Below are 16,679 nucleotides of genomic sequence, written 5' to 3' on the forward strand. Positions count from 1 at the left end.
TCCTCGCTTTAAGATCCGTGGGAGACCTTTTCTTTGCCTCCCTAGGGCATTGCTTTTTACTTAATGGTTATTTTTGATTACGGAGCTGTTGTTCACCTAAAGCAACCAGTCGTTTAGTCATTTCCCCTCCGACTGATCCGTTAGCACGTGCAGTGGTTTCTGCGCCAAGTTGTACACCAAATTCTTGAGCGATTTCTTCTTTCATTTGATTTAATACTTGACCTGATTCGGGAACGACTAATTTATTTCTGCTCATTGAACAAATCACTCCTTCGTCATTTTGAGCAAGTGAAACATTGCTCTTTTATAAGGTTTCCTAATGTAAGGGCTATCATTCATATGGGTAAAAACTAACAGGTAAAAAGATGAGTAAATTTTCTAAAAAATATAAAATTGAGCATTGACTTATGAGAATTTTGCGATAAAATAAGAATAACTTAATAGATGTCATATAATCTAACATCTATTAGTTAAGTTATATGACGCGGGAAATGGGGGAGAAAAGATATGGATGAAATATTTTATCTGAACAGTGTGTGGACAATGATTGCTGCAATTTTAGTTATTTTTATGATTGGTGGATTTATATTACTTGAAGCAGGATCTACACGAATGAAAAATGCAGGTCATATTACCGGGAAAACTATTTTTACAGTGGGATTAACTTTCCTTGTTTTCTGGGCTGTAGGTTATGGATTTATATTTGGAGGAAACGCGAATTTCTTTGTTGGCATGACGGACTTCTTCTATTCAGGAGCTGAAAGTGGAGATTCAGGTTTATCTGATACGGTTTTCTTTGTATTCCAAAGTGCCTTTGCTGCTATTGCTGTTTGTATCGCCTTAGGTGGTTTTGCTGAAAGAGCAAAGTTCCCAGTCTATGTTGTTTTTACTATTTTATTCTCTGCTGTTATTTATCCGGTTGTTGCACATTGGATATGGGGTGGAGGCTGGTTAGCGGGACATGAGAAGCAAGATTTCGCAGGCTCAACAGTTGTCCATTTAACAGGTGCAATGGCTGCCTTAGCTGCAACTATTTTATTAAAGCCTCGTATCGGGAAGTTCAATAAAGATGGTTCTAGTAACAATATTGCAGGGCATAACCAAGTCTATACTTCATTAGCTGTGCTTATTCTTTGGGTAGGATGGTTTGGATTTAATGCAGGTAGTACAACATCAGTTGATGGTGCATTTTTCGGATTTGTTGCACTAAACACAAATTTAGCTGCAGCGATGGGTGCGGTTGCAGCATTAGCAATCTCTTGGATCGTTCTTGGTAAATCTGATATTGTTACAACATTAAATGGTGCACTTGCAGGTTTAGTTGCCATTACGGCATCGTGTGCTTTCGTTGAACCTTGGGCTGCTGTTGTTATAGGTTTAGTTGCCGGACTTTTAGTATTCTTTAGTGTAAAGTTCTTTGATAAAATGAAAATTGATGATCCAATCTTCGCATTATCTGTTCATGGTGCAGCTGGAGTATGGGGTACTTTATCTACAGGATTCTTTGCAACACCAGAATTAGCAGAGCAGGTAACTGGTCAAGCAGGATTATTCTATGGTGGCGGATTTGGCCAATTAGGCGTTCAAGCGTTAGGAGTTGTAACATCAGGACTTTTTGCCTTTGTTGCTTCATTTGTCATTCTCTTCGTAATGAAGAAAATGATGAATGGTCTCCGTGTTAGTGAAGAAGAAGAAGTGATGGGCTTAGACATGAGTGAACATGGTAACTATGGTTATCCAGAAGAGTTTATGTCAAGTGAGAAACAAACGAAATTAACATCATAAGGTGAAGCCTCCTATAGTGGGAGGCTTTTACCCTCTGTAAGGAAGTGTTGTTTTTGCCGACGGATGATTTTGAGACATATGAAGCGATTAGAGATTGGCGGGATTATGAATTAACTAAGAAAAAGTTTAATCAAGTGCAATTAAACAATTTTCATGATGAAGTAATGAGAGCTACGTTTCATTATGCTGTAAAAAGATTAGGGGAAAAACCACCGAGCGAGTTTGCTTGGTTTATAACAGGTAGCGGTGGAAGAGAAGAACAAGGTTATATAAGTGATCAAGATCATGGGATCATCTATGAAGAAAAAGACGCCACCTTGCAAAGATATTTTCATCAGTTAGGCAAAGAATTAGCCGAGGGGCTCAATATTGTTGGTTACCCATACTGTGACGGTAATATTATGAGTAGTAATCCCCTTTGGTGTAAGTCACAACCTGAGTGGTTTGAGCAACTACAGTCATGGCTAGATGAAAAATCTTGGGCAACCATGAGGCATCTGCAAATATTCTTTGATGCAAGAGTGTTAGTGGGAGAAAGCGAATATATTAATCATTTAAAGAGAAGTGTGCATGAGGCAGTTCAAAAAAATCCTTATAACTTAAAGAGATTATTGGATAATATACAGCATATAAAAACCTCTATTGGGCCGTTGGGGCAAATATTAACGGAAAATCATGGATCACATAAAGGGGAAATCAATATAAAGTACGCAGCATTCTTACCTTTCGTTAATGGCATTCGATTACTTTCTATAAAGGAGGGAATAGTTGAAAGCTCGACATTGTCACGGTTAGAAAAATTAATGTGTAAAAAGTCATATAAACACGCATTATTACCGTATCATCATGATTTCCAACAGTTACTAAAATTACGCCATTCACTACTTACCCCTATGTCAACCTATGAAGATGGCCATTATTTAAATGTGAGAAACATGAATAGGGAAGAAAAAAGTAAGATAAAGGTGATTTTGAAAAATGGCAGAAGACTTCATCAATATGTAGAAGATGTAATTGAGCAGGAAGTGAAATAATGGCTTTTGAACCCTTTTTTCAATTTGTCCGAAAGTTAAATCAAACTAGGTTCGGTGGGCTTCAGACGCAAGACTCTAAATCAATGGCTTTCATGAGACAGCTTCAAAAAGATTTAAATCAAGATCGATTGATACAAACGTCATTAAATCAAATGAGTGCTGTAGTTGTCGATATAGAAACAACGGGGTTTAGTCCAGATAATGGTGATCAGATACTATCAATTGGAGCTGTCAAAATCCTAAATGGAAGAATTGATCATGACAATTACTTTTACTCTTTAATACAATATGAAAAAGATTTAGCTTCATCAATAAAGCATTTAACGGGATTGAAGGAAGAGGAGTTAAAAAATGCGCCACCTTTAGCAGATGTGTTAATGGAATTTTTGAAATATACGGAGAGCTTACCTTTCATTGCTCATCATTCAAACCATGAAAAGCGCTTCTTTCAGCATGCGTTTTGGCAGCTTTATCGAACATCATTTAAACATCGCGTATTTGATACCTCCTTTTTATATCGTATCATTGATACAGTGGAACACTCTGTTAGGCTAGAGACATTATGTGAAAAAAATCAGATTGAAGTCAAACATCGCCATCATGCTTTAGGTGATGCCATGTTAACAGCTAAACTTTGGGTATGTTATGTTGAAAAAGTCAAAGAAAAGGGCTGCTTTACAATGCAAGATGTTTATGAAAAGTTAGCTAAATTACCTTAATTGAAGTAATGCCACAGATGATTGAACTGTGGTTTTTTTTATGAAAAGAATTTCAAGTAGTGACATTTGTCATGTGAGGGGGGTGACATCACACACTAAACGGACAAGTAAGCCATCTCATATAATTTTAGTAAGGAGATGGTGTTAATGGAAACAATCATTGCTACGAAACATTTGACTAAAAGGTATAAGGATTTATGGGCAGTTAACGATGTGTCTTTTGAAGTTGAAAAAGGGGAGTTATTAGCTGTACTAGGGAAGAATGGGGCTGGTAAATCAACAACCTTGCTGATGTTATTAGGGTTAGTTAAACCAACCTCAGGAAATATACTGATTTTAAATAAGAAACCTCATGAGCGAGCGGTGAAAGAAAGAATTGGTGTGATGCTCCAAGAGGTCAGTGTCATTGATGCATTGTCTGTGAAAGAAGTATTACTCATGTTTAGTAGTTATTATGAAAACCCTTTACGTTTAGAAGAAGTGTTGGAAATTACAGGTATCCCTATAGAGCTGCTTAAGAAAAAGGCGTATAAACTCTCGGGTGGTCAAAAAAGAAGGTTGAATTTTGCATTAGCCATTATAAGTAATCCACAAATCGTTTTTTTAGATGAGCCAACTGTTGGCATGGATAGTACAGTAAGAAAAAAATTTTGGCAAGCGATACAATATTTAAATGATGAAGGTAAAACGGTTATTTTTACCACTCATTACTTACAAGAAGCTGATGATGTTGCCAAGAGAATTATGTTATTTAATCAAGGAAAGGTGATTGCTGATGGTTCACCTTTACAATTAAAAAGTCATTTGTCTGATGGAGCTATCTCGTTTAAATCAGATCAGGTTGATATCAGCTTGCTACAAACATTTTCTCATGTCATAAGTGCGAAAATAACTGATCAACGGATTGTGTTAACAACTTCTTCCACTGATGCGCTTTTGGGGGAGTTGTTTGAAAAAAAGGTCGTTATGCGAGACATTCATTTACATCGGGCAAGACTTGAAGATGCGTTTGAATTATTAACAGTAGAAAGGGGGATCAGTGAATGAGAGGATGGTTGATGCAGACAAAAGTAGAGGTATTAAGGATATTTAGAAATCCTTATTTTGTTTTTTGGTCTTTATTTATGCCTATCGTTTTTTATTTTGTTTTTACAAATATATTTAATACTGGAATGGGAGACAGTTGGAACAGTCGGTTCTTAATGTCCGTTACTTGTTTTAGTGTGATGGGGACGAGTATTTTGACGTTAGGCATTCGATTAGTAGAAGAAAAGGCTCATGGTTGGTCCACTTTAATGAGAACAACCCCGCTTAGTTCAAGTGTTTATTTCTCAGCAAAAATGGTTGGGCAAACGATGATTCACATTTGTTCTGTAACCATTATTTTTGTTGTTGGTGCGGTGATAAATGGGGTTAATTTGAGCGTTTGGCAATGGCTGACAAGCGCGCTATGGATATTAATTGGCGCTTTACCTTTTCTCGCTATTGGAACAATTATTGGTGCAATGAACAAGGTGGAGACAGCTGCTGGAATCAGTAATTTCTTTTATATGGTCTTAGCTTTCATGGGGGGGTTATTTATGCCAATTGAAGTGTTGCCATCAATTTTTAAGTCCATTGCTAAAGCGATTCCTTCCTATCATTATGGAGCGGGTGTATGGGAGATTACAGAAGGTGGCAACCCTTCTTTGCTGAATATTGCTGTATTAGCAGGATATTTCCTTCTATTTGTAGTATTAAGTATTTATATTAGAAGAAAGCAAGAAGTGGTGGTGTAAGCTTTTTGGGTTATAAGTTATTTCCTGTCAAATATGGTTTTCTCCCATATGTTTTTTTGGTCTATTTAATGTTTCCGATTATTGTTTTAATAAATGAAACAGGGGTAAAGGCAGTGATTGGATGGATGCTTTTATTCCTTTTTTTTCTATCTTATAGGAAACTTTTCTTTGATCCACCAATGTCCTCTTATATGGGTTGGTTAATACTACAATTTATCATTATTATTATTTTTACCTATTTTTATCAACCTTCATTAGTATTGCTCGGGTTCTATTGTGCAAATTTCATCGGGTGGCTGCGTAATTCTAAGATGTTTACAATTAGTATGATTTTATTTGTATTCTCTTCGATTTTACCTGTTATTTTACAATATGAAATGTTGAGCGAATACTTTTATCTCGTCGTAATGGTTGTTGTTATGATTATATCTCCTTTTGGTATTCACTCCATGTCGACGAAAATGGAGTTAGAAGAAAAATTAAATGAAGCAAACGAACAGATTGAAGTATTAATTAAAAGAGAAGAGAGAATGAGAATAGCTCGAGATTTACATGATACACTCGGTCATACACTATCTTATATAACATTAAAATCTCAACTAGTAGCGAAAATGACTAAGCATCAAGCTGATCCCCAAATTGTCACCAAAGAGGTAAATGAAATCGAGCGGACTTCACGGATTGCCTTAAAACAAGTAAGAGAGTTAGTGGCAGACATGCGAGTTTTAACAATTGCTGAAACGATTAGTGATTGCAAAGGGATATTAAATTCAGCCAATATTACGCTGGAGGTAACAGGGCTGAATAGATGTGAAAATATAACATCAATGATGCAAAATATGATCAGTATGTGTATAAAAGAAGGAATTACAAATATCGTTAAGCATTCTCGGGCGACTCATTGTGTAATTGGATTATCGCAAAATAATTTAGGGATAGAGGTAACTATTTCAGACAATGGAATAGGATTTAATCGAGACACGAAATTAGGGAATGGTTTAAAAGGCATGTCTGAACGTCTAGAGTTAGTTGAAGGTAGCTTGAACTTTTTCCATTATGAAACAGGGTTATCTGTCAATGTATTCATTCCAATTGTAGAAAGAAAGTTCGGAGGTACTTAAATGATATGATAAGAGTTTTAATAGCTGAAGATCAGCAGATGTTAAGAGGAGCGTTAAGCACATTATTAAACTATGAGGAAGATATAGAAGTCATAGCGCAAGCGAATAATGGAAAAGAAGCAACAGAATTAATTCATCAAATGGCACCAGATGTATGTTTATTAGATATTGAAATGCCTATAAAAGGTGGATTAGATTTAGCAGAGGAAATATTTGAAGCAAAGTCATTATGTAAAGTTATTATCTTAACAACGTTTGCTAGAACAGGTTATTTTGAAAGGGCAATAGGAGCAGGAGTTCACGGATACTTATTAAAAGATGGACCGAGTGAAGAACTAGCTGAAGCCATTAGGCGTGTGATGAATGGTCAGAGAATGTTTTCTCCGGAACTGGTATTTAATCAATTGAGACAAGATAACCCACTCACTTCCAGGGAAAAGGAAGTGTTGAAGCTTATTGCGTCGGGTTTAACTTCAAAGGAGGTTTCGGCGCACCTTTTTTTGTCTGCTGGGACGGTGCGCAATTATATGTCAGAAATCATTAATAAGTTAGAGGCAAAGAATAGGATTGAAGCAATAACTAAAGCAAAGGAGAAAGGTTGGATATAGTGGCTTACATAAAAGGTGGAACGCCCTTACTAAATTCAGTTATTAATGTAGAAATTGATTGTAATTGTTGATCATCTAAGTCAAATGCTACCTTGACTTTATTTTCTAAATCCGATGTGACTCGTCTTTTTCCCACTTCAACAAGTGCGATGAGCGAGAAGCTGCAGCTCACAATTCGAGCGAAGTCTCGTTGTGTCATATTATAACTTTTTCTAATAAATTTAATCATATCTTTATTCATATTTTTACTCAAATTCATCACCTACTATAATTGCAAATTTAAAATCACGCTCTCTATAAAATTAGCACTTTTTTACGTTGTTTGTCAAAGTATATTGTTGACAAATAACATTTTACCTGTTAGTGAATGAGTTGTTTTCTCATTGTAAGTATATAGTAGACAACAGTTATCTTCATTTTAATTGATTGCCCATAATAATAAAAAGAGACTGGGATTCACACTTTCCCAGTCTGCTTCAGATTAGACAATTTCTATGTTAGTTGTCTTATGACTTCGTGTGTCAATTATTTTCTTGATGTAAATGATTAACACGATGATCGATAAGACTGTCCCAATTGTTAAAGATATTGGATAAGATAATTGCAATCCTTCAGGTGCGTAAAATATATAAGTAGCAGATACTCCTGTCATGAACATAGCTGGAATTCCTGTTATGAGGTGCTGCTTATTAGATTTTAGTAGGAAACTTGTTGCTGTCCAAAGCATAATCGTGGCAGATAATTGGTTGGTCCAACCAACATATCTCCATAAAAAGGAATAATCAATCGTTGCTAAAAGAAATGTTGGAACACCAACTAATAATGTGACAAGTAGTATCTGTCCATTCCCTTTAAAGTTCAAGTACTTCGAAATAGTTTCAGAAAGCATCATTCTCGATGAACGTAACGCTGTATCTCCTGTTGTAATAGGTAGAATAATAACACCAAGTATCGCTAAAATGCCCCCTAGTGTACCTAAAAGTGAAATGGAAATTTCATTCACCACGCCTGCTGGCCCGCCGGTCGCTAAAGCTTCCTGTAAGCCACCTGTTCCTCCGAAGAATGTCATTCCTGCTGCTGCCCAAATAAGGGCGATGATTCCTTCACCAATCATTGCTCCGTAAAATACTTTTCTTCCATCAGACTCTTTTTTTAAAGTTTTTGATACAATTGGACTTTGTGTTGCGTGGAAACCAGATATAGCGCCACATGAAATGGTAACCATTAATAATGGCCAAATTGGCAATTCTTCAGGGTGTAAATTGCTAAAAGTTAAATTTGGAATAGGTTGACCATTAAATAGTAAAGCGATACCAATGGACACAGCCATAAAGATTAATATCGCACCGAATATCGGATAAATTCTACCAATAATTTGGTTAATCGGGAGAACCGCTGCAATAACGAAATAAGCAAATACAATCATTAACGATACAGTAAAACTAAGTGGGGTAATAGAAGAAATCAATTGGGCTGGGCTTGCTGTAAAAGCAGCTGCTACCAAAATCATTAATATAATGGATAATATATTAATAAAAACTTTCATTCCATTCCCTAGATATCTACCAACGAGATTAGGGAATTGTTCTCCCTTATGTTTAAGTGAAAGCATTCCTGAAAAATAATCATGAACAGCTCCAGCGAAAATACAGCCAATAACAATCCATATAAACGCGACAGGTCCGTATAATGCACCCATTAATGCGCCAAATATCGGACCGGTGCCAGCAATGTTTAATAGTTGAATAAGATTTCCTTTCCACCAGCTCATTGGGACAAAGTCCATGCCGTCTGCTTCTGTATACGCTGGGGTTTTTCTACTATCATCGATACTAAAAACTTTCTCTACGAATTTCGAATAAAAAATGTATCCAAGAATAAGTAATACAATTGCTACAAGGAATGTTGCCATATTTAAGTGCCTCCTGCTGATGTGATATATTTCTGAAACTTTGGAATATATGATGTATTGTAAGTGCTTTTTTGCTGTAAAGCAATACTTTTTCAGAAAAATGTTATTTTTATATAATTTTCTAATAGATGAACTTATTATTGGCTATTATGAACCTCTGAACGGGGCAGAACATAATTTGGTATTATATGTTGTCAGAAGAAAATTAAATAAAGGGAGGTAAGTGTTTATGACCATTATTATTCAGTCACAGGAGAAGCCCCCTATTCATTCATTTAGTCCTATACAACAAGATATTTATAGAGCACTCGATTCTTCACCACAGCAATTTTTTTATGATTCTGCTTTTGTTTTTGAATTTGAGCTACTCTTAAGAGAAAAACTAATTCAAGCCGCTTACCAGTTACATGAAAGTAAAGCAGAATTCGCTCCATTTGATGTATCAAGATTTAACCCTCAGATTTGGACAAAAACGAAGTACGGTTATGTATTAAAACCATATATATTACCCTCGGATGCGATAAGGGATGTGTTTCATAATAGCCACTTATATGCATTTGAATGTTCTACAGCAATTGTATTGTTATTTTATAAATCAGTATTGGATTCAATTTCGATTAGTCGATTTAACACTTTATTCCAAGGTCTTTTAGTTTGGGATTGGAATTATGATCAAGACTTAGGTATAGATACACGGATAGGAAGAGATTTCATTCCAGGAGATGTTGTTTACTTTTATAATCCCGATTTCGAGCATCCAATATGGACGGGAGAAAATGCAGTCTATTTAGGTAATGACCGATACTTTGGACACGGAGTAGGATTGGAAAGTGAAAGAGGGATGATAGAAGCATTGAATACGCTAAGAAAGCCAGGAGCGACACAGGATGCGTATCTTATTTCACAACATAGTCGCTTAAGTTACAAATACCTTTCACAATTTGCACGTAGAGTACCACATCAGAATTACGATTCTTCTATTTTCCAATTACTTTAATAGTAATACTTAATATGTCTCATAAAGGCATATTTTTTTTGTTCGTGGGCATACAAAAAATAGTAACTTTATTGGTGCCTTAAGGAGTTTTTTATATGAAATTAATTGATGTATTTAACTTATTACAAACGGACTTAAAAGATAGTGGTCATGAAGTAGTGAAAGGTTTAACTACAGATTCAAGGAAAGTAAAACGAGGATATTTATTTATTGCCATTTCCGGTTTTGAAAAGGATGGGCATAAATATATAGAAGAAGCAATTAAAAATGGAGCGATTGCTGTGATAGGGGAAAAGCGATTATCGCTCACTGTTCCGTATATTGCAGTTCAAGATTCTAGGAAAACATTAGGCATTTTAGCAAGCATATTTTATGCCCACCCCAGCAAAAAACATCGCTTAATTGGGATAACGGGCACAAATGGTAAAACAACTACAGCCTATCTCATCCACCATCTCATCAAAGAAGCAGGGTATTCTTGTGGAATGATAGGCACGATAGAAAATAATATTAATAACCAAACAAGAAAAGCTAAAAATACAACTCCAGACGCTTTAGAACTACAATCTTTATTAGCTGAAAGTATGGATGATTTTATCATACTAGAAATTTCATCCCATGCACTCCATCAACATCGTACAGAAGGATTACAGCTTGATATAGCTATTTTTACAAATTTAACTCATGATCATATGGACTATCATCAGACGATTGAAGAGTATTACAGCGAGAAAAAGAAAATCTTTTCTTTATTAAAAGATGAAGGCGTTGGATTAGTCAACATTGAGGATACATGGGGGGCGAAAATAGCACTTGAGCAGGAACATAATAAAATAAAAACAATTGGTAAAGCTGGCGATTATGATCTGCAGCTCACGTTTAAAGATGCAAAATATCAGTTAAAAATATCAAGTGTTAAAAAAGATACTATTGTAGCAGATTCACCATTACCGGGGAAACATAATCTTTATAATACAGCTATCGCTATTGCTGCTTGTTTAGAATCGGGCATATCAAAAGAGGTAATATCGCAAGGATTAATGAATTTTAGAGGAGTACCTGGCAGATGGGAGAAATATTACAATAAGAAAGGGGCCGTATTTATTATTGATTATGCTCATACAGAAGATGCTCTCATCTACCTTCTCCAAACAGCTAAGGAAAATAGAGCGAAAAAAATATATATGGTTTTTGGATTTCGAGGAAAAAGGGATAAAAGCAAGCGAATTAAAATGGTTAAGGTGGCATCTACTTATTGTCGGCAGTTTATCCTTACATTAGATGATATAAATGGGGAGAGTAAAACGGTTGTAGAAGAAGAATTATATAACTTAACAAAACCATTTACAAATGGGGAAGTCATAATGGATCGCACTATGGCTATAAAGAAAATGTGGGAAATAGGAGGAAGTGGTGATTGGATATTTGTTATTGGGAAGGGGCATGAGAATTACCAAGATATTTTTCACCTTCAAACGAAAAATGACATTGAAACCATCCAATATTTAATAGAATGGGAAAAAGGTGAAGATCGTTAATATTTACTCCTCACTTTTAGCTAATAACTGTAAATGATCAGTGACAATTGCGTCTATATCCCAACACCTTACACTAGCTAATTGTTTTTTAGTATTAATTGTCCAGATAATTGTTCGTAATTGAGCTTGTTTTATTGCGGACATCACTTTTTTGTTAACCATTGTCCACTTCAAACTCACATAATCAAATTCCTGTGCTATTCTTTTTATGTCTTTAGTTTGAAGGGGGTAATTGACTAATAAGGCCAATTTCACCGAGGGCATGAGCGTTTTTATCTTCCTTAGTGAGTCGAGGTTGAAAGACTGAATTATGATTGAATCAGTAGAATATTGCATAAGTAAAGAATGTAGTAAGCTTTCAATGCCTGGGTTTTTTTCAGGCTTTTTTAATTCAATTAAAACACCTATCTGATTGTAATATTTATTCAATACATCTTTGAGTAATGGAATTTTTTCACCTTGGAATGTTGGAGAGAACCAACTTCCGGCATCAAATTGGCATAACTCTTCATATGTATAATCAGATACTTTACCTGTCCCATTTGTAGTTCGATCAATTGTTGCATCATGTATGACAACGATTTGTCGGTCTTTAGTTAACTGGATATCTAATTCAATCATGTCAGCACCTAATTGAAGCGCACGCTCAAAAGCAATCATGGTATTCTCTGGACATGTTCCGGCAGCACCTCTATGAGCAATTTTTTGAAAGCTGGGATGAAAGAACTTGTTTTGTTTCTTAAACATTAATGCCAATTTAGCATTAATCGTATGATAAGCTCTTCTCACTTGTCTCATTCTGATGCCCCTTTCTCATGATTTTTGCTTATCGTAAATGACGATGACACCTGTTGTCAATCCCAGTCCTCATATTTAATTTTACCACCAGTCAATGCGATTGTTTGATGTTCCCCTTGATATATTAGCTTACCATCCTTCTTTACTACTAATTTTTCATAGGTAAACACTTTTTGTCCTGAAGGTAGTTGAACAACAATTTTCTCGCCATAATCAGTCTTAGGTGCTTCAATAACAATGATACTTCTACTATAAAAGTAAAGGGATGTAATAGCAGTAATCATAAGTGTTATGAGAAGAATCAGTAATTTATCTAAATTAAAATGTTGCTTTCTATTCCTTTCTTGACGTGTCAAACAGTTCCCTCCTATTCTATATTCAACATATTCAGATGGAAGAAAATCATGACAAATAATGAAATATTTGAAACCTATCGCCCGCTCATTCGTATGTATGTTACAACCTATTTTTATACGAGGGGGAGTGTGAATTTGTGTGAAAGAAAGGAAAAGTATAGAAAACAAGGATGATGATGATGGAAGTTTTTAACCTATCCGTTGAAACACTGTATTTGTATGCGTTGATTATCTCAGGTGTACTAATTATTCTTTTATTCTTTTTTGGGGATGTATTAGGTGGAATAGAGGAAGCTAGCCCTTTTCTTAATCCAATATTAATACTTGCCTTTATCGTCTTTTTATCAGCAAGTGGTTATTTATTTGAAGTATTAACTTCGTTGAATAGTATTCTCATTGCATTAATCTCTGTAATTATTGCCTTTATTTTTTCCGTACTATTAAATGTGTTTATACTTGTTCCAATGTCATCTGCTGAAGAATCGCTTGTCTATTCAGAAGACTCGTTAAGGGGACGGGTAGGAGTTATTATCATTCCAATCCCAGAAAAGGGCTATGGTGAAGTATTGATTGAGAGCTATTCAGGTAGAATTTCTAAAACAGCTGAAAGCCTTAATGGGCAGGCAATCGCTAATGGCGAAAAAGTATTAGTCATTGAGGTAAAAGAAAGTCGAGTCATTGTTACGACACATGAACAGATATAAAGGAGGAGAAACCTATGCTTTTAATATGGATTGTTATTGGAATTGTAGCGGTTTTAATTGTTGCGCTATTAGGAATTTTTGTTACGAAATATCGTACTGCTGGACCAGATGAAGCTTTAATTGTGACAGGTAGTTATTTGGGTAGTAAGAATGTACATGTTGATGAAGCAGGTAATCGTATTAAAATTATTCGGGGTGGAGGAGCGTTTGTATTACCTGTTTTCCAGCAAGCAGAGCCTCTTAGCTTATTATCAAGCAAATTAGAAGTCTCAACTCCAGAAGTATATACCGAACAAGGTGTGCCTGTTATGGCAGATGGAACGGCTATTATTAAGATTGGTGGCTCGATTGGTGAAATTGCGACTGCGGCAGAACAATTCTTAGGTAAAACGAAAGAAGATCGTGAAAATGAAGCGAAAGAAGTATTAGAAGGTCATTTACGCTCAATACTTGGTTCAATGACAGTTGAAGAAATTTACAAAAACCGTGATAAATTTTCACAAGAAGTTCAGCGTGTCGCTTCACAAGACTTAGCGAAAATGGGTTTAATTATCGTTTCATTTACTATCAAAGATGTAAGAGATAAAAATGGCTATCTGGATTCATTAGGTAAACCGAGGATTGCCCAGGTGAGAAGAGATGCAGACATTGCTACGGCAGAAGCAGAAAAAGAAACGCGAATAAAGCGAGCAGAAGCCGATAAAGATGCACAAAAAGCAGAATTAGAAAGAGCGACGGAAATCGCTGAGGCAGAAAAAGAGAATCAAATGAAAATGGCGGATTATCGTCGTGATCAAGATATCGCTAAGGCACGTGCTGACCAAGCCTATGATTTAGAAACAGCGAGAGCTAAACAAGAAGTAACAGAGCAAGAAATGCAAATAAAAATTATTGAAAGACAGAAATCGATTGAATTAGAAGAAAAGGAAATACTACGAAGAGAAAGACAGTATGATTCCGAAGTCAAGAAAAAGGCAGACGCAGATCGTTATTCAGTGGAACAGTCAGCAGAAGCTGAAAAACGGAAACAAATTGCCCAAGCAGATGCGCATCAATATCGAATAGAATCAGAGGCGCGTGCAGAAGCAGAAAGGGTACGTGCAGATGGGTTAGCCAAAGCAGAAGCACAAAAGGCACAAGGTGAGTCAGAAGCAGAAATTATACGCTTGAAAGGTTTAGCAGAAGCAGAAGCAAAAAGGAAAATCGCTGAGGCATTTGAGCAGTACGGGCATGCGGCGATTATGGATATGGTTATTCAAATGTTACCAGCATACGCGAAAGAAGTGGCAAGTCCTCTTTCTAATATTGATAAAATTACAGTTGTAGATACTGGTAGTGGAGCAAAAGGTGGAGCGAATAAAGTGACAGGCTATGCCACTGACTTAATGACAACAATGCAAGAATCTGTGAAGGCATCGTCAGGCTTGGATATTAAGGAATTAATCGAAAATTTGTCAGGCAAATCTAATATTAAACAAAGCATTGAGCAATTAGGTATGGATATTAAAACGGAAAATCATAAAAAAGAAGCGTAATAGTGGGTAAAAAAACAGCAGTGAGCCTTAACTCACTGCTGTTTTGCATTCATTTATTCAGCTGTTTTTAAATCTTCAATAGAATCAATATCCATATATTCAGGTACAACTATTCCTAATTTCGTTCCTTCTAAGTTAGAACCTAGATCTTCAAATTTACCTTCAAATTTCTCATAATAATCAGCATGAGTTAAAGGTAACCATCCAGCAACATGGGCATCAAGACTACCTTCAGCAACACCAGTCCACATTGGACCCGCCTCAACTTGACTAATATTCACATCGTAACCTAAATCAGTCAAAACTTTACTGATAACATTCGTACTTGCGATTTCAGTATCCCAAGCAACATAGCCTAAGCTAAGTTTTTCACCATCAACTGAATCAACACCATCAGTCCATTCAGATACGAGGTCTTGGTTATTCTCAACCCATTCAGCCGCTGCTTCTGCAGGATCTTGTCCTTCCGAAATCTTCACCATCACATCATTCATGTGTTCTTCAGTCCAATTGAAAGCATCTAATACTTGATAAGCGCTTGGTTTGTCTTCAGCTAGACCATTTCTAACGATTGTATTGATATTTTCCTCTTCTCCAAAAGTACCTTTAGGGTCTTCTAAATATTTTAGATCAAATTGTGAGAACATCCAATGTGGACTCCAGCCTGTAATAATAATAGGTTCTTCAGCATTATAAGCCTTTTTCAATGAAGCTGTCATTGCCGCACTAGAGCCTTCAACTAAAGTCCAATCACTTAATTCATATTCTTCAAGTGTTGAATTTGCCGCCTTCATAATGCCTGCACCAGGATCGATACCGATAATTTCGTGATCAACCTGATCTCCTACAGTTGCATTTTCGTCGGTTTCATTTGATCCACATGCTGCTAAGCCTAATGCGACAGCTGGAACCATTAAGTAAGATAGCCATTTTTTCTTCATGTTAAAGTCCTCCTAGTTTTTTTTCTTTCCTATATTTTGAGTAAGCCTGTCAAGGATAATAGCCATAACGACAATCGCAAGACCTGCTTCAAAACCTGTACCAATTTGAATCTGTGTTACTGCACGATAAACATCCGCACCTAAACCTGGCGCACCAACCATTGATGCGATAACAACCATTGATAAAGAAAGCATAATACTTTGGTTTATACCTGCCATAATCGTAGGTGTTGCTAACGGTAGTTGTACCTTTAGTAATCGTTGTTTTACAGTTGATCCAAAAGCTTCAGTTGCTTCAATAATATCGGTAGGGACTTGTTGAATCCCAAGAATGGTTAAACGGATAGTTGGTGGTACGGCAAAAATAACAGAGGCAACTACACCTGGTACAACCCCAATACTAAAGAAGAATATAGCTGGAATTAAATAAACGAATGCCGGCATAGTCTGCATAAAGTCAAGAATGGGTGTAACAATTTGTTGCACAGTTCTTTTTTGTGAAGCCCAAACACCTATTGGTAGTCCAATAATGACGGTAATAATAACCGATGTTAAGACAAGGGATAGGGTTTGTAACATACCTTCCCAATAGCCGAGATTTTGTATTAATAACAGTCCAATCAATGTGAAAAGAGCAATGCCCTTGCTAGCCAATTTCCACGCGAGGATTGCTAAAATAATGATTAAAATCAATGCTGGGATAGCCATTAACACTGTATTCATACCATTTACAATCGCTTCAAGTGCAATTGTAATACCGTCAAATACAATCGCAAAAGTAACAGTCAGCCAATCTACAAAGGCATCTATCCAGCTAGCGACGGGAATTTTAGGAATAAAGCTTTCTTCCATG

Annotated in this window: 18 protein-coding genes; 11 read left to right on the plus strand and 7 right to left on the minus strand. The window is 36.0% G+C overall.

Annotation, left to right across the window (positions count from 1 at the left end; all coding sequences use genetic code 11):
- Positions 1–67: 67 nt before the first annotated feature.
- Entirely contained in the window at positions 68–256 is a 189-nt protein-coding gene (locus MKX83_RS09265; protein WP_095369762.1) for an alpha/beta-type small acid-soluble spore protein, read from the minus strand.
- Positions 257–507: 251 nt separating this feature from the next.
- Between MKX83_RS09265 and MKX83_RS09270 the strand changes: the two genes are divergently transcribed.
- The 7 genes from MKX83_RS09270 (at position 508) to MKX83_RS09300 (ending at position 7,045) form a co-directional block, all read left to right on the plus strand.
- The gene (locus MKX83_RS09270; RefSeq protein WP_095369761.1) at positions 508–1,785 is read left to right on the plus strand and encodes an ammonium transporter; all 1,278 of its coding nucleotides are present in this window, start codon (positions 508–510) and stop codon (positions 1,783–1,785) included.
- A gap of 53 nt (positions 1,786–1,838) precedes the next feature.
- Positions 1,839–2,819 (plus strand): DUF294 nucleotidyltransferase-like domain-containing protein, encoded by a 981-nt coding sequence (locus MKX83_RS09275; RefSeq protein WP_095369760.1) that lies wholly within the window; start codon positions 1,839–1,841, stop codon positions 2,817–2,819.
- Positions 2,819–3,538, plus strand: a complete 720-nt coding sequence (locus MKX83_RS09280) for an exonuclease domain-containing protein (protein ID WP_095369759.1) — start codon at positions 2,819–2,821, stop codon at positions 3,536–3,538. The genes MKX83_RS09275 and MKX83_RS09280 overlap by 1 nt, the downstream gene beginning before the upstream one ends.
- A gap of 147 nt (positions 3,539–3,685) precedes the next feature.
- On the plus strand, positions 3,686–4,585 hold the full coding sequence (locus tag MKX83_RS09285; protein ID WP_095369758.1) for an ABC transporter ATP-binding protein: 900 nt from the start codon (positions 3,686–3,688) through the stop codon (positions 4,583–4,585).
- Positions 4,582–5,316: an ABC transporter permease gene (locus MKX83_RS09290; protein ID WP_095369757.1), complete on the plus strand. Its 735-nt coding sequence runs from the start codon at positions 4,582–4,584 to the stop codon at positions 5,314–5,316. The genes MKX83_RS09285 and MKX83_RS09290 overlap by 4 nt, the downstream gene beginning before the upstream one ends.
- A 5-nt stretch (positions 5,317–5,321) precedes the next feature.
- The gene (locus tag MKX83_RS09295; protein WP_307314758.1) at positions 5,322–6,437 is read left to right on the plus strand and encodes a sensor histidine kinase; all 1,116 of its coding nucleotides are present in this window, start codon (positions 5,322–5,324) and stop codon (positions 6,435–6,437) included.
- 5 nt (positions 6,438–6,442) lie between these two features.
- Positions 6,443–7,045: a response regulator transcription factor gene (locus MKX83_RS09300; RefSeq protein WP_341055161.1), complete on the plus strand. Its 603-nt coding sequence runs from the start codon at positions 6,443–6,445 to the stop codon at positions 7,043–7,045.
- Positions 7,046–7,049: 4 nt separating this feature from the next.
- Here the strand turns inward: MKX83_RS09300 and MKX83_RS09305 are convergent, their stop codons facing one another.
- Entirely contained in the window at positions 7,050–7,298 is a 249-nt protein-coding gene (locus tag MKX83_RS09305) for a helix-turn-helix domain-containing protein (RefSeq protein ID WP_306469957.1), read from the minus strand.
- A 228-nt stretch (positions 7,299–7,526) separates the two neighbouring features.
- Complete coding sequence (locus MKX83_RS09310; RefSeq protein ID WP_095369754.1) at positions 7,527–8,957, minus strand: carbon starvation CstA family protein; 1,431 nt, start codon at positions 8,955–8,957, stop codon at positions 7,527–7,529.
- A gap of 229 nt (positions 8,958–9,186) precedes the next feature.
- Here MKX83_RS09310 and MKX83_RS09315 point away from each other — a divergent pair, with 229 nt between their 5' ends.
- On the plus strand, positions 9,187–9,954 hold the full coding sequence (locus MKX83_RS09315; RefSeq protein WP_095369753.1) for a protein-glutamine gamma-glutamyltransferase: 768 nt from the start codon (positions 9,187–9,189) through the stop codon (positions 9,952–9,954).
- Between the two features lie 95 nt (positions 9,955–10,049).
- Positions 10,050–11,492: a UDP-N-acetylmuramoyl-L-alanyl-D-glutamate--2,6-diaminopimelate ligase gene (locus MKX83_RS09320; protein ID WP_341055165.1), complete on the plus strand. Its 1,443-nt coding sequence runs from the start codon at positions 10,050–10,052 to the stop codon at positions 11,490–11,492.
- Positions 11,493–11,495: 3 nt separating this feature from the next.
- On the opposite strand, the gene MKX83_RS09325 is transcribed toward MKX83_RS09320, so the two are convergent.
- The gene (locus MKX83_RS09325; RefSeq protein ID WP_095369750.1) at positions 11,496–12,290 is read right to left on the minus strand and encodes a glycerophosphodiester phosphodiesterase; all 795 of its coding nucleotides are present in this window, start codon (positions 12,288–12,290) and stop codon (positions 11,496–11,498) included.
- A 56-nt stretch (positions 12,291–12,346) separates the two neighbouring features.
- Positions 12,347–12,646: a hypothetical protein gene (locus MKX83_RS09330; protein ID WP_095369749.1), complete on the minus strand. Its 300-nt coding sequence runs from the start codon at positions 12,644–12,646 to the stop codon at positions 12,347–12,349.
- Between the two features lie 179 nt (positions 12,647–12,825).
- Here MKX83_RS09330 and MKX83_RS09335 point away from each other — a divergent pair, with 179 nt between their 5' ends.
- Together MKX83_RS09335 and MKX83_RS09340 are read left to right on the plus strand one after the other, a co-directional pair.
- Entirely contained in the window at positions 12,826–13,350 is a 525-nt protein-coding gene (locus tag MKX83_RS09335) for a hypothetical protein (protein WP_322909186.1), read from the plus strand.
- 14 nt (positions 13,351–13,364) lie between these two features.
- Complete coding sequence (locus MKX83_RS09340) at positions 13,365–14,885, plus strand: flotillin family protein (RefSeq protein WP_341055169.1); 1,521 nt, start codon at positions 13,365–13,367, stop codon at positions 14,883–14,885.
- Between the two features lie 53 nt (positions 14,886–14,938).
- On the opposite strand, the gene MKX83_RS09345 is transcribed toward MKX83_RS09340, so the two are convergent.
- A complete protein-coding gene (locus MKX83_RS09345) occupies positions 14,939–15,826 on the minus strand; it encodes a glycine betaine ABC transporter substrate-binding protein (RefSeq protein WP_095369746.1) in 888 nt (295 codons plus the stop codon).
- Positions 15,827–15,838: 12 nt separating this feature from the next.
- Entirely contained in the window at positions 15,839–16,678 is an 840-nt protein-coding gene (locus tag MKX83_RS09350) for an ABC transporter permease (RefSeq protein WP_095369745.1), read from the minus strand.
- Between the last annotated feature and the right edge of the window lies 1 nt (position 16,679).

The organism is Cytobacillus sp. FSL M8-0252 (genome assembly GCF_038007345.1).
GTDB lineage: Bacteria > Bacillota > Bacilli > Bacillales > Cytobacillaceae > Cytobacillus > Cytobacillus kochii.

Bases quoted from the DNA above. Each gene is read 5' to 3' on its own strand.
- MKX83_RS09340 (WP_341055169.1), top strand. From the start codon at position 13,365: ATGCTTTTAATATGGATTGTTATTGGAATTGTAGCGGTTTTAATTGTT.
- MKX83_RS09290 (WP_095369757.1), top strand. From the start codon at position 4,582: ATGAGAGGATGGTTGATGCAGACAAAAGTAGAGGTATTAAGGATATTT.
- MKX83_RS09270 (WP_095369761.1), top strand. From the start codon at position 508: ATGGATGAAATATTTTATCTGAACAGTGTGTGGACAATGATTGCTGCA.
- MKX83_RS09265 (WP_095369762.1), bottom strand. From the start codon at position 256: ATGAGCAGAAATAAATTAGTCGTTCCCGAATCAGGTCAAGTATTAAAT.
- MKX83_RS09320 (WP_341055165.1), top strand. From the start codon at position 10,050: ATGAAATTAATTGATGTATTTAACTTATTACAAACGGACTTAAAAGAT.
- MKX83_RS09280 (WP_095369759.1), top strand. From the start codon at position 2,819: ATGGCTTTTGAACCCTTTTTTCAATTTGTCCGAAAGTTAAATCAAACT.
- MKX83_RS09300 (WP_341055161.1), top strand. From the start codon at position 6,443: ATGATAAGAGTTTTAATAGCTGAAGATCAGCAGATGTTAAGAGGAGCG.
- MKX83_RS09335 (WP_322909186.1), top strand. From the start codon at position 12,826: ATGGAAGTTTTTAACCTATCCGTTGAAACACTGTATTTGTATGCGTTG.
- MKX83_RS09315 (WP_095369753.1), top strand. From the start codon at position 9,187: ATGACCATTATTATTCAGTCACAGGAGAAGCCCCCTATTCATTCATTT.
- MKX83_RS09310 (WP_095369754.1), bottom strand. From the start codon at position 8,957: ATGGCAACATTCCTTGTAGCAATTGTATTACTTATTCTTGGATACATT.
- MKX83_RS09285 (WP_095369758.1), top strand. From the start codon at position 3,686: ATGGAAACAATCATTGCTACGAAACATTTGACTAAAAGGTATAAGGAT.
- MKX83_RS09325 (WP_095369750.1), bottom strand. From the start codon at position 12,290: ATGAGACAAGTGAGAAGAGCTTATCATACGATTAATGCTAAATTGGCA.
- MKX83_RS09350 (WP_095369745.1), bottom strand. From the start codon at position 16,678: ATGGAAGAAAGCTTTATTCCTAAAATTCCCGTCGCTAGCTGGATAGAT.
- MKX83_RS09345 (WP_095369746.1), bottom strand. From the start codon at position 15,826: ATGAAGAAAAAATGGCTATCTTACTTAATGGTTCCAGCTGTCGCATTA.